At 32.2% G+C, this 16,115-nt stretch carries 17 protein-coding genes; all 17 read right to left on the bottom strand.

Annotation, left to right across the window (positions count from 1 at the left end; all coding sequences use genetic code 11):
- Positions 1–21: 21 nt before the first annotated feature.
- A complete protein-coding gene (locus KA814_RS05335) occupies positions 22–339 on the bottom strand; it encodes a nucleotide pyrophosphohydrolase (RefSeq protein WP_019468926.1) in 318 nt (105 codons plus the stop codon).
- Positions 340–669: 330 nt separating this feature from the next.
- Positions 670–1,365 (bottom strand): zinc metallopeptidase, encoded by a 696-nt coding sequence (locus tag KA814_RS05330; protein WP_046208235.1) that lies wholly within the window; start codon positions 1,363–1,365, stop codon positions 670–672.
- Positions 1,366–1,402: 37 nt separating this feature from the next.
- Positions 1,403–2,005, bottom strand: coding sequence for a DUF1405 domain-containing protein (locus tag KA814_RS05325; protein WP_064208941.1), 603 nt, complete (start codon positions 2,003–2,005; stop codon positions 1,403–1,405).
- Positions 2,006–2,009: 4 nt separating this feature from the next.
- Complete coding sequence (locus tag KA814_RS05320) at positions 2,010–2,570, bottom strand: YpiB family protein (RefSeq protein WP_046208233.1); 561 nt, start codon at positions 2,568–2,570, stop codon at positions 2,010–2,012.
- Between the two features lie 21 nt (positions 2,571–2,591).
- The gene (locus tag KA814_RS05315) at positions 2,592–3,839 is read right to left on the bottom strand and encodes a tetratricopeptide repeat protein (RefSeq protein WP_046208232.1); all 1,248 of its coding nucleotides are present in this window, start codon (positions 3,837–3,839) and stop codon (positions 2,592–2,594) included.
- Positions 3,840–3,842: 3 nt separating this feature from the next.
- Positions 3,843–5,141 (bottom strand): 3-phosphoshikimate 1-carboxyvinyltransferase, encoded by a 1,299-nt coding sequence (gene aroA, locus KA814_RS05310; protein ID WP_064208940.1) that lies wholly within the window; start codon positions 5,139–5,141, stop codon positions 3,843–3,845.
- A gap of 9 nt (positions 5,142–5,150) precedes the next feature.
- Positions 5,151–6,218: a 3-dehydroquinate synthase gene (aroB, locus tag KA814_RS05305; protein ID WP_064208939.1), complete on the bottom strand. Its 1,068-nt coding sequence runs from the start codon at positions 6,216–6,218 to the stop codon at positions 5,151–5,153.
- Between the two features lie 26 nt (positions 6,219–6,244).
- Entirely contained in the window at positions 6,245–7,411 is a 1,167-nt protein-coding gene (gene aroC, locus KA814_RS05300) for a chorismate synthase (protein ID WP_046208229.1), read from the bottom strand.
- Positions 7,412–7,798: 387 nt separating this feature from the next.
- Positions 7,799–8,248, bottom strand: a complete 450-nt coding sequence (gene ndk / locus KA814_RS05295) for a nucleoside-diphosphate kinase (RefSeq protein ID WP_064208938.1) — start codon at positions 8,246–8,248, stop codon at positions 7,799–7,801.
- 124 nt (positions 8,249–8,372) lie between these two features.
- Positions 8,373–9,326: a polyprenyl synthetase family protein gene (locus KA814_RS05290; RefSeq protein WP_176745335.1), complete on the bottom strand. Its 954-nt coding sequence runs from the start codon at positions 9,324–9,326 to the stop codon at positions 8,373–8,375.
- Between the two features lie 26 nt (positions 9,327–9,352).
- Positions 9,353–10,054, bottom strand: coding sequence for a demethylmenaquinone methyltransferase (locus tag KA814_RS05285; RefSeq protein ID WP_046208358.1), 702 nt, complete (start codon positions 10,052–10,054; stop codon positions 9,353–9,355).
- A gap of 17 nt (positions 10,055–10,071) precedes the next feature.
- Entirely contained in the window at positions 10,072–10,629 is a 558-nt protein-coding gene (locus KA814_RS05280) for a heptaprenyl pyrophosphate synthase subunit A (protein WP_046208226.1), read from the bottom strand.
- A 327-nt stretch (positions 10,630–10,956) separates the two neighbouring features.
- Positions 10,957–11,229 carry an HU family DNA-binding protein gene (locus tag KA814_RS05275; protein WP_019468914.1) on the bottom strand — a complete coding sequence of 91 codons (273 nt, stop codon included), beginning with the start codon at positions 11,227–11,229 and terminating at the stop codon, positions 10,957–10,959.
- Between the two features lie 169 nt (positions 11,230–11,398).
- Positions 11,399–12,397: an NAD(P)H-dependent glycerol-3-phosphate dehydrogenase gene (locus KA814_RS05270; protein WP_210122689.1), complete on the bottom strand. Its 999-nt coding sequence runs from the start codon at positions 12,395–12,397 to the stop codon at positions 11,399–11,401.
- 16 nt (positions 12,398–12,413) lie between these two features.
- The gene (gene der, locus KA814_RS05265) at positions 12,414–13,724 is read right to left on the bottom strand and encodes a ribosome biogenesis GTPase Der (protein ID WP_064208935.1); all 1,311 of its coding nucleotides are present in this window, start codon (positions 13,722–13,724) and stop codon (positions 12,414–12,416) included.
- Positions 13,725–13,920: 196 nt separating this feature from the next.
- Positions 13,921–15,099, bottom strand: a complete 1,179-nt coding sequence (gene rpsA, locus KA814_RS05260) for a 30S ribosomal protein S1 (protein WP_210122688.1) — start codon at positions 15,097–15,099, stop codon at positions 13,921–13,923.
- Between the two features lie 297 nt (positions 15,100–15,396).
- Positions 15,397–16,053: a (d)CMP kinase gene (gene cmk, locus KA814_RS05255; protein ID WP_210122687.1), complete on the bottom strand. Its 657-nt coding sequence runs from the start codon at positions 16,051–16,053 to the stop codon at positions 15,397–15,399.
- Between the last annotated feature and the right edge of the window lie 62 nt (positions 16,054–16,115).

Genomic DNA, 16,115 nt, shown 5'->3' with positions numbered 1-16,115 from the left:
CCTTTCTTAAACAATATCAATCTATTTTCTTTCAAAACGATTTTTATCTCGTGTATTAAACTTATCCATTGTTTCGTTAAAACTTTCAGTCATATCTATATCTAAGGAATTAGCTATACATAGTAACACGAATAAATTATCTCCAAGTTCTGCCTTTACCGTGTTTGCAGCTTCACTATCTTTTTTCTTTTTTTCTCCATAAAAATGATTGATTTCTCTTGATAACTCTCCTACTTCTTCTGATAACCTTGCGAGATTTGCTAGAGGTGAAAAGTAGCCAGTTTTAAATTGATTTATATAGTCATCTACTTCTATTTGCATGTCTTTCATCGATTTCATGATAAACGCCTCTCATTCTATCAGTTTCTTTTATAGTATAGACTAATTCTATGATTCATGCATTATTCCTGCAACCTTTATACACTATTCAATATGAATTAAGTAGTTAAATTAAATGATAATATGATATGCTGAGGTATAACAATAATAGATGTAAAGAAAGTCACCATTTAAAATCTATATTTAAAAAAATAATAATTGTATACATAAAAAAGAGATTGGGCAAAATGATTGCCTCAACCTCTTATCCTAATTTTATCAACCTAAGCGTTGTGAAACAGTGAAATAAATTTAAATAATTTATATTTCTGTCTCATTTGCATGGATAAATTATTCACTTGATCTAGCGATTAAAATGAAACGTGCAAGTTCTGCTAGTGCTACAGCAGTGGATGCAACGTAAGTCATTGCAGCAGCTGATAATACTTTTTTTGCATGGCGATATTCTTTTTCATTAACAATATCTAAGCTTTTAATTTGTTTCATTGCTCTACTACTAGCATCAAATTCGACTGGCAAGGTAACAATTGAGAACAATACTGCGAATGACATTAATGCAATTCCTATCCAAAGTGCAGTTGAACCCAATGTACTCTGTAAACTCGTTAAAACAATACCAGCAAACACTGCCATGTAACCTAAAGAACTACCAATATTTGCTAAAGGTACTAATGAAGTTCTAAATCTTAAGAAGAAATATCCTTGGGCATGCTGTATAGCATGTCCTACTTCATGGGCTGCAATTGCTGTACCAGCAACTGAAGGTCTATTGAAGTTTGCTGGTGATAAGACAAGAACTTTTTTACTAGGATCATAGTGATCTGTTAGAAATCCTTTACCTTCGACAACATCTACATCATAAATTCCATTTGAATGGAGTATTTCAAGCGCTACTTCACGCCCTGTTTTCCCACTAGTTGATCTCACTTGAGAATACTTTTCATAGTTAGATTTAACCTTGTGTTGTGCCCATAGAGGCAGAACCATTAAAATAACAAAGTATATAATCATATAAATAAAAGACAAAAATCCTCACTCCTTTATAAACATTTTACTGTGGACGTTAATAATGGTCAAATATTTTATCTTTTTTAAATAGAGTTAAACTTAAATATAAAACTAAAGGTATAACGCTTAACCAGAATGCTAAGTATGCAATTGCTTCAATGTGACTTGCAATAAAATCATAAAAAGGATATTGCATAAATACATAATCGATAATGTCATTATGAAACACCCATATCATCGCTACGAAAAAGGCAGAAATCGTCACTTTAAATCTTGGATAAAAAATAAAACCTTCAATTGCCATAATGCCGTGAGAAAGTATCAACATACAACCTGTAATTGTAATCATATCGTATTGAATAAAAAGAATGATATTCATAATTACAGCCCATACTCCATACTTGATTAATGTGACAAAAGCGAGTGCTTCGATGATTGGTAAGTTCTTGTTAACAATCAACCCTAGAATAGCAATACATAAAAATAATGATGCAGTTGGGCTATCAGGTACAAATGGTATAAATTGCCAAGGTGTAGCACTCATTTGTGAACCGTACCAAATATACCCGTAAACTGTGCCTAATAAATTACATATTAATAAGAAATACAGCATACCTTTATTAAAAATGATAAGTTGCCATAGTGAGTAAATGTTCATATAGTCAATCCTTCGATAATGTATTAAGATTCCTCAACTTAAATGTATTTAGGATTTGAGATAATTGATAAAATAAAGCTCTATCCTGAAGTTGCAGACTTAAGTCAATATTGTCTTGTAAATATTTGATAATAGATGATTCACTTTTTTTTGATAATGGCAAACCATATATATCTTGAATATATACGGCATAATATGGAGAGTGAAGTAATTGTGTTAACAATAAATCGTCTAATTTCGTATCTCTAGAATCTTCTTTATTTAAATATAATTTGATATCAAAAAAGATATTTTGATTTGCGATATAGTCAAATATTTTTTCATTATTAATATATTGTTGATCCTCTACTATAAGTTTTATGGCGATGTTGTCTGTATTCACAGTTGCAATTTCTAAAGTGTTATGACTGGGAATTTGCTCATCTACAAAGTATATTTTTTGTAAAAGTTCAGGTGAGGATTTTATCAAATTTAATACCCATACACTAATTCGAGATTTAAAACGATACTGAAATAATACGTATTCTATAAAACTTGCTTTTAATTGTTGTAAGGTATCAGTCAATATACTCACCTTCTTTACTTTTTAGAATGATTGCAATCTTTCAGCTTCATCATGCCAAGTTTCGTTCGATGGGTCTATTTCTAGCAATTGCTTTAAGATTTGTTGTGCTTGTTCTATATAACCTATTTCAACTAAATAGAAATAATAATCACTTAAAAATGCTGATTGCGTTCTCATGGTTGGATAGGCTAATTCAAAGAAATGTTGTGCTTCTTTATCTCGCTCTTCTTGACCTAAAGCATGCGCTACATGCCACATAAATACGGGATCTAAATCTTCTTCATCTACATATTGTAGTAAGCTAATAATTGAATCGTAATCTTCTTCTTGTCTAAAGAAATCACTCAAGATTAAAAGTGGTTCTTGATAAGCATTATCTACGTCTAAGGCTTGTAGTAACAATTGTACACCTTCATTAGCATCTCCGTGTTCTATTTGAATACTACCTGTTGATACCATTAATTCTTTATAAAATTGACTCAAGCGCAACCCTTCTTTACCAATTTCAATGGCATCTGCATGATTATGCTCGTTTTCATATAATTGTTGTAGATAAAAGTAGCCCTGTAGGAAGTCTGGATCTTTTGATAATAGTGTTTGCACTAATTTGATAGCTTCCTGTGTTAAGTCATTTTTTTCATAAGCAATGGCTTTTTTGAAGTATATTTCTGAATCCATTTCATCTTCGCTGATTTCATTAAACATTGTGATGGCATCACTATAATTTCCACTTTGTAAGCTACAATCAGCTAAACGTGAGAATAAATTAACATTATTGATTTGATATTCTCCCGTTTCTAATACCGTTTCATATTCCGAAGAAGCACGTAAATATTGACCATCAAAATAGAGTAATTCTGCCAATGCGAAATGTATGATTGGGTCGTTTGGTTCAATATCAATAGCTTCTACTAATTTATCTATAGCCACTTCAAGCATATTTAATTGTTGGTATAAATCTGCTTCTAGCATCAAACGTTCTGTAGATAGTTCAACAGTGCTTAAATATTCTAATGCTTCATCCGTTTGATCTTCCGCAATCAGTCCTTCAATGAAATAAATTAACAGTTCACTTTCATCTGGGTATTTGTGATAAAGTGTACGAAATACTTCAAGACCTTGTGGCATTAGTCCATAGTTATATAATGTTTCACCGAGTATAAAGAGCGCATCATCTTTTGGAGAACTTAGCGCGTCATTTACCCGTGTATCTAAGTTATCTAGTTTTTGTAAGTTGATATCATCTATAAGTTTATAGATATCTTCCATACTTTATCCCTCTTTTTCTAATTGATTAAATTTAGCTAAGAAACCTGGGAAGGAAACATTGACTGCATCAAATTGATCAATCGTTAATGTATCACTAGTTAGTAAAGAAGTTACAGCAAGCATCATACCAATGCGGTGATCAGTAAAGCTATCCACTGTGGCAGTTTGTTCCAATCTTGATGGATGGATAATCATGCCGTCACTTGTTGGTTGTAAGGTGAAACCTAATAAATTCAACATGTTTGCCGTAGTGTCAATACGATTGGTTTCTTTGACCTTTAATTCTTCCGCCTCTTTTATAATACTTGTTCCATTTGCTTGAGTACAAAGTAAGGCGATAACTGGTAATTCATCAATCGCTCTTGGTACTAATTCACCCTCAATATGGATAGGTTTCATATTTGGTGTATATTGTACGCGTATTGAAGCGGTAGGTTCTGAACCATTAGTTTGATTGAATAAAGTTATATTGCCATCCATTTGTGTCACGATATCTATGATACCTGAACGTGTTGGATTTATGCCAACATTGTGAATTGTAATATCACTTCCTGGAGTTATCAACCCTGCAACAATGAAATATGCAGCTGAGGAAATATCCCCAGGTACGTGAAAATCAGTGGCAGTAATATGTTTAATACTATTTTCAGGTAATTGAATCATTTTATCATTGTAAGTAATCGGAATTTGATAATGTTCAAACATTGTTTCTGTATGATTGCGCGTTATACCTATTTCAGAAATCGTTGTTTTTTCGTTTGCAAACAAGCTTGCAAATAATATTGCACTTTTAACTTGAGCACTTGCGACTTCCATTTGGTATGATATGCCTTTAATTTGAGCAGGTTTGATGATTAAAGGCGTAAAGTTATGATTCACACCTGAAATATCTGCATTCATTAACGTTAGAGGTTTCATAATTCGATCCATCGGTCTTTTACCAATAGAAGCATCACCAGAAAGGACTGCTTCAATGCCTAGTCCGCATAATAATCCAGCAACTAAACGTGTCGTCGTTCCAGAATTGCCAGTATAGAGTACTTGATGTGGTGTTTGGAAAAATTTATATCCAGGTGAGTTTATTTCAATTTTATCTTCTAAAATTTCTATTTCGACACCAAGTAGACGGAAAATTTCTACTGTACGAATACAATCTTCACCAAGTAAGGGTTTATATATCGTTGACCTACCTGATGCTAATGAGCTTAAAATAATCGCTCTATGTGTCATTGACTTATCTCCTGGAACTTCTATTTCTCCAATCAGAGGACCATTTATATCAATTGTTTTACTATTAACCAATTATGCCACCTACTTTTTAAAATATGTTTGTAATGTCGTGAAACTCTCTACTAAAGTGGATTTATCGACATGTTTAACCACAGGTTTTCCTATACCTTCTAATAAAACCATCTGTACGCCTTGTTGGTCATTCTTCTTATCTCTTAACATTAATTCATAAAGTGAATCGAATTTGAAGGTATTGATGATATTTAATGGATAATCTAGAGAACTTAAATAATTGACGTAATGTAAAATATCAAATTTTTGGTTTAAAATATGGTTCGATACGATGAATTGAAAAAGAATGCCAATCATCACGGCATGACCGTGTGGTATTTTAAATGTGTATTCAACGGCATGACCAAAAGTATGTCCTAAATTTAAAAATTTACGAACGTTTGATTCTTTTTCATCTTTTACAATAATATTTAACTTTGTCTCTATGCCTTTATAAATATAATATTCCATTTCATCTAAAGACGCTAACGTTGTCTTATCATAAAAATGTGATTCAATATTACGTACTGCATCGGCATCAGTTAACAATGCATGTTTATATACTTCAGCGTAACCACTCAATATTTCTGTATAAGGAAGCGTTGAGAGAAAATTCAAATCATAGATAACCGCAGTTGGTCTATAAAATGCACCAATTAAATTTTTACCGTGTTTTGAATTGATTCCCACTTTACCACCAACACTAGAATCATGTGCTAATATCGTCGTAGGTACTTGGATAAAATCAACGCCTCTCAATAGGGTAGCAGCTAAAAATCCAGCGAAATCACCGGTAGCGCCACCACCTATTGCAATGATGCAAGTATTTCTAGTCAAATTTTTGCTCAATAATGTTTCTATAGTCTCTGCATAATAATCTAGAGATTTTGTAGACTCACCTGACGGTACAGCCAACATGTGAGCATCGTATTCAGATGTAATAAATTCTAATGTATCATCCCATTTTTGAGCAATTGTATTATCTACGACTAGTACAATATCTTTGTAATTTTCAATGTAATGACGTAAATGTTTTAGCGCGTTATGTTCTATGATAATAGGATAATTATTAGTCTCATACGTAGTTTGTAATTTCATCGATATCACCTGGCTAATCTTATAATTTAGTATTCAATATTCAACAAGCGGCGTTCTTCAATTTGTGATTTTAATTGCTCGATATGATTACATTGGAATTCTTCTAATAATGCTTTTGCAAGTTCAAAAGCAACGACATTTTCTACTACAACACTTGCAGCTGGAACGGCACAACTATCAGAGCGTTCAACAGAAGCTTTAAAAGATTCTTTAGTATTAATATCTACTGAATTTAGCGGTTTATATAATGTTGGAATTGGTTTCATAACACCATTGACAACAATAGGCATTCCGTTAGACATACCACCTTCAAAACCACCTAAATGATTTGATCCTCTGTAATAACCATTGTTTGTATCATAAAGTATTTCATCTTGTATTTCACTGCCAGGTTTTTCGGCTGCTTTAAATCCTTCTCCAAAACTGACGCCTTTAAAAGCATTAATACTTACAACCCCTTGAGCAATTCTACCATCTAATTTACGGTCATAATGTACATAACTGCCGATACCAATTGGTACTCCTTCAATAATAGTTTGTACAACACCGCCAATAGTATCTCCTGCCTTTTTGGCGTCATCAATTTTATCTCTCATTTGTTGAGCAATATCATCATTAATCACACGGACATCATTTTTATCAATATTAGATTTGATTGTTTCAAGGTCATAAGCTAAATCATCTTTAATACCACCAATTTCCATAACTCTACTATAAAAATGAATATCGAGTTGCTTTAGTAATATTTTCGATACAGCACCTACAGCCACTCGCGCAGCAGTTTCTCTAGCAGAAGAACGCTCTAATACATTTCTTAAGTCTCGATGATTATATTTCATACCGCCGATTAAATCGGCATGACCTGGACGTGGTTTTGTAATTACGCGCTTCATGTTTTCTTGATCTTCATCGCTAATAGGATCAGCGCCCATGATTTTTCTCCAATGTTTAAAATCATCATTTGTGACAATAAGCGTGATTGGACTACCAAGCGTATATCCGTTACGTACCCCAGATACAATTTCAACACTATCTTTTTCAATTTGCATGCGTCTACCTCTACCGTATCCACCTTGACGTTTAAACATTTCTTCATTTATATCGGCAGCATGAATTTCTAAATTTGCTGGCACACCTTCAATAATTACTGTTAGTTGCGGACCATGTGATTCTCCTGAAGTTAAATATCTCATTATTTACCCACTCCGTTCTTTAGTACTTTAAATGATTATATGTTCCTTATCTTATCACATTCAATTGTTCAAATTAACAGAAAAATTTCAAATAACTAAACTTTATAAGATTTCCTTACATACAACTATAACATCTGTCTAAAATTCAGTAATAACTTAAGATATTAAACGACTTCACTTTAGAATGCAATTGCAACTTTTATACAAAAAAACACCTTCGCATAAATTCATTTTATTATGAATACAACGAAAGTGTTTTGATTTTACGGATACGACCATGAATCGCATTTTTACTATTATTTTTTATCTTTATTGTTGAGCGTATTAAATAATTAAGTTAATAACGCATATCATCTTACAAGTAATGGTGTATAGATTCAACGATGATTATTCGTATAACCATGCTTCACGTGATTCTGTAAAATCACTTAATTCTTCTGCATTAAACCAAAGATTGATTTCTTTATTAGCAGATTCAACTGAATCTGAACCATGAATAATGTTTCTGCCTACAGTTAAACCAAAGTCTCCTCTGATTGTACCAGGTGTAGCTTCTGATGGATTTGTTGATCCAATAATGTGACGCGCAATATGTACTGCATCTTCACCTTCTACAACCATTGCAAATACAGGTGCAGAAGTAATAAAGTCGATTAAATTGCCATAGAATGGTTTATCCGTATGTTCAGCATAATGTTCTTCTGCAAGCGATTTAGGTACTGTCATTAGTTTAGCACCTACAAGTTTTAGTCCTTTACGTTCAATACGTGAAACGATATCACCTATCAAATTACGTTGAACCGCGTCCGGTTTAATCATTAAAAATGTTCTTTCCATTGTGTGTTTATCCCCCTGTTAGTGATGTAAGTTTTATAAAAATACAAAACAAAATATTATAATGTCTTGAAGCACATTATAATATTAACAGTTAATTTAAGCGCTTTCAATGCTTTTCACACAATTATACGTTTCTTTTCCCTACTTTTTTAATAATTTTTTTAAATATTGGTTTAGCATCATCTTTTTCTAATTGATCAATAAGATGAAGCGCTTTATCTAAATATCTATCGCTAATTGCTTGTGATTGTTTTATGACATCAGAATGTTTAACGGTTTGTATACATTTATCAAATAAGGATTGATCACTGTTTGGGCCAAGTTGTTCTATTTGTGATTTAAACTCAGGATTTTTACGCATTTCTAACAATACTGGTAACGTTAAATGGCCGTTCATTAAATCACTGCCCACTGGTTTTCCTAATTTCTTTTCAGTACTAGTAAAATCTAGAATATCGTCAACGATTTGAAAACTCATACCAATATAATGACCAATCATTTTCAAATTACGAACCGTTTTGGCATCAGCATGTGAAGCAATTGCTCCAACTTCTGTTGATAATTGTATAAGCAATGCAGTTTTACGTTTGATTCTTCTTAAATAATTAGTAATTGTTTGATGTGCATTGAATTGATCTTGAAACTGGTACAATTCACCCATGCATACTTCGACAATTGCACTAGATATCACTTTATGTACTCGGTTATCCTCAATATTTGAAATATGTTCTAAACCGACAGCTAATAGAAAATTACCTGTGAGAATTGCAGTGTCTTGATCCCATTTTTTGGCAATCGTTAAACTACCGCGACGTTTATCACTTTTGTCAATAACATCATCATGTACTAAAGTAGCCATATGGATTAATTCGAGTGCTACAGCAACACGATAGACATCTTCATTAATTTCTTCGCCAAATTGACTACTTAATATTACAAAGGCAGGTCTTACACGTTTTCCGCCTGATGAAAATAAATGATAAGAAGCATCTTCTAAGATTTGATCCTTACTTATTAATGCTTCTTCCAATCGCTGTTCAATTATTTTAATTTCATTGTTCATATTTAACTTTGACACAGTCATCACCTTTGGTTGTTTCATTTTTATTTATAGCCTAGGTGCATCGCTGCAACGCCACCAGTGAAGCTACGTACCTTAATATTACTAAATCCTGCTTGTGAAAATAAACGTTTTAATTTTTCTTTGTCTGGAAAATCAAAAGTGGATTGTTGTAACCATTCATATTCATCTTTCGATTTCGCAAATATTTTACCAAATATAGGCATTACAAATTTAAAGTATAATTTATAACATTGTTTAAATATTGGAGCAGTTGGTTGACTTGTTTCTAAGCAAACAACCATCCCACCAGGTTTTAAAACTCGATTTAGTTCTTTAAGCGTTGCAAGGTAATCAGGTACATTACGTAAACCAAAGCCAATTGTGACATAATCAAATTCATTATCCTCGAATGGTAAATGCATTGCATCACCATGAATGAGTTGGATATTTTGCATGTCCGCTGTTTTCTTTTTACCTACTTCAAGCATGTTTTCACTAAAATCTACACCTAATACTTCACCAGAAGGACCGACTGCTTTGCTTAAAGAAATGGTCCAGTCTGCCGTTCCGCAACAAACATCTAATGCTTTGCTACCATCTTTAACATTCATTTCTTTCATAACGCGTTTTCTCCATGTCTTGTGTTGTTCAAAGCTGATGATGTTGTTTAGGCGATCATATTTTCCAGAAATATTTTGAAAAACGTTATGTACTTGTTCTTTTTTTGCTTTATTATCTGCCATCATTGATTACCTCTTTTTTAATTAATTTCTAATTTAATTTCTTCTAAAAATGTATTTAGTTCATCTTTCGAATATTTTTTTAAATACGAAGGATGATTTTCTAATAAGTTTGTTAATAATTTTTGATTGATATCTGTTGTTTCTATGTTTGGTACGTATCGATTGATAGTAATAAGTGGAAATTTATTTTCGATTTTTAAAATAAAATGACCGATTTCTTCTTTGGGAATCACTCCGTTATGGATGGAGGATTTCATTTCATTAATTTCAACAATCGCTGAACTAATTTGCTTTTGAAAAATTGGATCATGTAACTTCGCTAATAATGTATAAAAGTGAGCGCTTAGTAAATCACCAATCAAAATGGCTTTCTTAGAGGATAAATTTTTGGAAACCTCATCTAAATGACGCATCGCAGTATCTATAGTGAGGCAAGCTAATTTAGCATCTTCAGGTATATCATAAGAATCAAGGATTTTTGCTAATACTTCATTTATATAAATAGCGTCATAATGATGTATACCTTTCAAGCGTTGGGTAATTTGTTTTTCAAAAATACTTAATGTCGTTTCCATGTTCACACCTCACGTTATTATCAATATACATATTAACATTATATAGGGAAAATTAAAATCAACGGTTTTCAAAGTGATAAATATATACGTTTTATGTATTTTGTGAATAGTAAAAATTATAAAAATAAATGAATTATGTTTGTTTATTATCTTTATAAAAACTAAATTGATGTTTGATCACTTTAAAAATCTCTTAATATCATATCATCATATCGAATGATACCATATTAAGAGACTTAGTTTACAATCTATTTTTATTTGTATTTAAAAGTTTTTACCAAAAGAAAAAAAGCCCCTGTAACAAGGGCTTCACTTTTAAGTAAAGAATTATTTAACTGCATCTTTTAAAGCTTTACCAGCTTTGAATGCTGGAACTTTGCTTGCAGGGATATCAATTTCTTTACCAGTTTGTGGATTACGTCCTTTACGAGCAGCACGTTCACGTACTTCGAAATTACCGAATCCAATTAATTGTACTTTTTCACCTTTAGAAAGTGATGTTTGAATTGATTCGAATACTGCATCTACAGCTAAACCAGCTTCTTTTTTAGTTAAATCAGCTTGTTCTGCAACAGCATTGATTAAATCTGTTTTGTTCATTATGAATTCACCTCCCCTAGGGTTTATAATGATAACTTAATATCATTATGGTATGACTTTAACACAACGAATACTGCAACTGCAATGATTTATGTGTAAAAAACGTTGAATTAATAGGATTTTAATATCAAATTGTTATATATTTGCAAAAAAGTGTAATAGTTCTATCTTATTCGGCCTTTTTGCCCCGTCCCATTAAGTCTTTGACGCTTTCATCAACAGGTTGATTTTCAAACAAAACTCTATATAATGCAGTTGTAATTGGCATATCAATATGATGTTCTTTAGCTAAATTATAAACTGATTTTGTAGTATATACACCTTCAACCACCATATTCATTTCTTCTAATGCTTTTTCTAGTGATTTACCTTCACCTAATTTATACCCTAATGTATAATTTCTAGAATGAGTAGACGTGCACGTTACAATTAAATCGCCAATACCACCTAAACCTAAAAATGTCAGTGGATCTGCGCCTAATTTTTCACCAAGTCGACTTATTTCAGCTAAACCTCTAGTCATTAATGCCGCTTTGGCATTGTCTCCGAAGCCCATGCCTGAAATTACACCGCTTGCAACAGCTATAATATTTTTTAATGCGCCACCCAATTCTACGCCTACTAAATCGTCATTCGTATAAACTCTTAAATAATCATTCATAAATAAATCTTGAGCTAGTTTACTCACTTCTGGTGATTTAGAAGAAGCAGCCACTGTAGTTGGTTGTTTGATAACAACCTCTTCAGCATGGCTTGGACCTGATAGTACACCAATACCTGCATTATGTTCAGAGTTAATTGAGTCTTCTAACATTTCAGAGACGCGTTTATAAGTATCGTTTTCTATTCCTTTAGCAACATGGATAAAAGTTTTTTTCGATGTTAAGTGTGAATCAATTTCACTTGCAACTTCCCTCATCGCTTTTGTAGGTAAAGCCATGAGATATACATCTGAATGCGCTATTGCTTTATGAATATCTGTTGTTGCGTTAATTGATAATTCAAGTTGTGCATTTTTAAGATATTTAGTGTTTGTATGAAATTCATTTATTTCATTAACAGTCTTTTCATTTTTTCCCCACATTAATACTTGATGCCCGTTTTCAGCTAAGACATTTGCTAATGCCGTACCGAAACTCCCAGTACCAAAGACAGCTATATTAGACATGTAACCCCTCCATTTATTAATTTCTTCTTCTAGTTATGATGTGTACAGGTGTACCTTCAAATCCAAAGGCAGCTCTGATTTGATTTTCAAGATAACGTTTATAAGAAAAATGCATTAATTCTACGTCATTTACAAACACAACAAATGTTGGAGGTTCTATTGCAACTTGTGTAGCATAAAATACGTTTAATCGACGACCTTTATCTGTTGGTGTAGGATTCATAGAAATTGCATCTGTAATTACTTCATTTAATGTTGAACTTTGAACACGTTTTTTATGGTTTTCACTCGCTTCCAAAATATACGGGAATAGCGTAGATAATCTTTTTTGTTCTTTTGCTGAAACAAAAGCGATTTGTGCGTAATCTAAAAATTGAAATTCTTTGCGTACTTCGTCCTTGAATTTCTTCATAGTATTTGTTTCTTTATCTACAGCATCCCATTTATTGACAACGATAACAATCGCTTTTCCTTCTTCGTGCGCATAGCCAGCAACACGCTTGTCTTGTTCTATGATACCTTGTTCAGCATCGATAACTACTAAAACAACGTTTGATCGCTCTATCGCTTTAAGTGCACGTAAAACTGAGTACTTTTCTGTATTTTCATATACTTTACCTTTTTTACGCATACCAGCAGTATCTATGAGCACATAATCTTGATCGTCATAGCTATATTCAGTATCAACAGCGTCTCGAGTTGTTCCAGCAACATTGGATACTATGACTCGATTTTCACCTAAAATCGCGTTAACTAAGCTCGACTTACCTACGTTAGGGCGACCAATAATTGATAAACGAATTGTATCCTCGTCATATGGATCGGGCTCTTCTTCTTTGAAATTTTTAACTACTTCATCTAATAAATCACCTAATCCTAAACCATGTGAACCAGAAATTGGATACGGATCTCCAAAACCTAGTGAATAAAAATCATAAATTTCATTTCGCATTTTAGGATTATCAACTTTATTCACTGCCAATACAACGGGCTTTTTAGATTTGTATAGCATTTGAGCTACCATTTCATCACTTTGTGTTAAACCTTCTCTAACATTTACCATAAAAATAATGACATCAGCTTCATCTATGGCAATTTCTGCTTGCGCTCTAATCTGTGTTTGGAATGGTGCATCACCTATTTCAATACCTCCAGTATCAATGATATTGAAATCATGAGTTAACCATTCGCCTGATGAATAAATTCTGTCACGAGTCACACCTGGTGTATCTTCAACAATTGAGACACGTTCACCTACGACTCTGTTAAAAATTGTAGACTTTCCAACATTGGGTCTTCCTACAATAGCAACTATAGGTTTAGTCATAACTAACTTCCTCTCTTTTTTAATCTCTATAATTCTATCATACGGGGTAAGTATTTCAAAAGAAATTATTAATGAATCAATTTAAATGACTTTCATGAAATACAATTAATTTATTGATTGATATGTATACTAAAAAAATAAATCTTGCCCTAACGTAAAAATAGGACAAGATTTATTTTTAGTCTTATGATAATTATTAAAACTTAATATCTTTAAGTTTATCTCCGAAAACATCACCTAGTGTTGGATTGTCTTCGTCTTCATTATTATCTAAATATGATTGTGTTGTTTCACTATCACTTTCAACAACATTTTCGTCAGGTAATGTTGCTTTAATAGAAAGTGAAATACGTTCATTGTCAATATCGACACTGAGTATTTTAACACTGACAACTTGTCCTGGTTCTAATACTTCACCAGGTGTACCGATGTGAGAATGACTGATTTCTGAAATATGAACTAAACCTTGCACACCAGGTTTGATTTCAACAAAGGCACCAAAGCTTGTAAGTCTGACAACTTTACCTTCGATTTCTTCACCTTCATTGACTTCTCCTCTTAACGATTCAAACGGGCTTGGTAACGTATCTTTAATTGATAATGAAATACGTTCAGAATCTTTATCAACAGATTTTACTTTCACTTTGACTTGATTGCCAATTGAAACAACATCTTCTGGTGATTTAACATGCTCATGTGATAGTTCGGAAACATGTACAAGTCCATCTACACCACCAATATCGATAAACGCACCAAAGTTTGTTAAGCGTGCAACTTTACCTTCTATGACATCGCCTTCATTAAGATTATTGAGTAAGTCATCTTTTTTCTCAGCATTTTCTAATGCTTCTACAGCTTTACGACTAAGAATGACGCGATTATTTGCTGGATCTAGTTCTTCAACTTTTAATTTTAGAACTTGTCCTTCAAAATGAGAGAAATCTTCGATGAAATCAGTTGAAATTAATGAAGCTGGTACAAATCCTCTTTGACCAACATCTACTACTAAACCACCTTTTACAACTTCAGTGACTTTAGCCTCGATGATTTCATCATTATCTAATTTTTCTTGTAAAAATTCATATGATTTTTCAGTTTCTAATTGACGTTTTGATAAGATATAAGCACCTGTCTCATTTTCTTCGTCATATTCCACTTTTGTGACATATGCACCGATTTCGTCACCAACTTTAACAGCATCACTAGGATTATCAATATGATGTGTTGAAAGTTGACTTATAGGGATAATACCGTTAAATTTACCTCCATTAACATGTACAATTACTTGTTTATCTTCAATTTCTTGAATTTCACCAGTAACTCTATCCCCTTCTTTAATTTCGTTAATCATTGATTCATTGAATTCTTCAGTCATCTTGTCTGCCTCCTTATTACACTACATATTTATAACATCTTATAATTTGACAGAATTGTCAAGGAATTCCACTTTATAGTGAATACTCTCATTCTATACATTTAAAAATATTAATTGATACTTAACATGTAGATAATAGTTTTAATATCAATAGCAATTTACATTGACTTATATGTAGTACAAGTTTTAAAAACCTACTACGATAATATACCCTGATTTTGATATTTTATAACTTTTTTACACAATTTTAACAAAAGGACTACAAAAAAAATCAATAGATAATATGATTTTATGAATTTAGATATCTTCTACTAATGTCAAAATTTTATCAGTAACTTCTTCGATACTCATACCGGTAGTATCAATAGTTATTGCATCTTCTGCTTTTTTCAAAGGAGATATTTCTCTATTCATATCATAGTGATCGCGTTCGGCTATTTCTTTTTTTAATTGTTCTACTGTTGATTGTATATCTCTTAGTTCGTTATCTTTTTGACGACGTAAAGCACGTTCTTCAACAGAGGCAATCATATATATTTTTAAATCAGCATCTGGCAACACAACCGTACCAATGTCTCTACCATCCATTACAATGCCTTTTTGCTGCGCCAACTCTTGTTGCTTTTCAACGGCAAATGAGCGCACTGATTCTTTTGAAGATACATAAGAAACATGATTTGTCACATCATTTTCTCTTAAATAATCTGTCACATCTTGATTGTCTAAAATGACTCTTTGTCCTTTTTCTTCGTCATAAGTTAATGAAAGTTCAGTTGATTCGACAAGTTCAGAAAAATTTTCTGTTTTATTTAATTGTAAATATTTATAGGTTATAGCACGATACATTGCACCAGTATCTACATACACCATAGATAACTTGGCTGCCACAAGTTTTGCTATTGTACTCTTACCTGCAGCTGCAGGTCCATCAAGTGCGATATTTATTGTTTTCATTTTAGTAACCCTTCCTTGTTGTTTTATAAATAATATTTTATCATAAATATGTATTTTATAAA

Source organism: Staphylococcus sp. GDY8P196P, assembly GCF_017891705.1.
In the GTDB taxonomy this organism is placed as follows: Bacteria; Bacillota; Bacilli; order Staphylococcales; family Staphylococcaceae; genus Staphylococcus; species Staphylococcus ureilyticus.
This window is presented reverse-complemented; position numbering and strand designations above follow the sequence as displayed.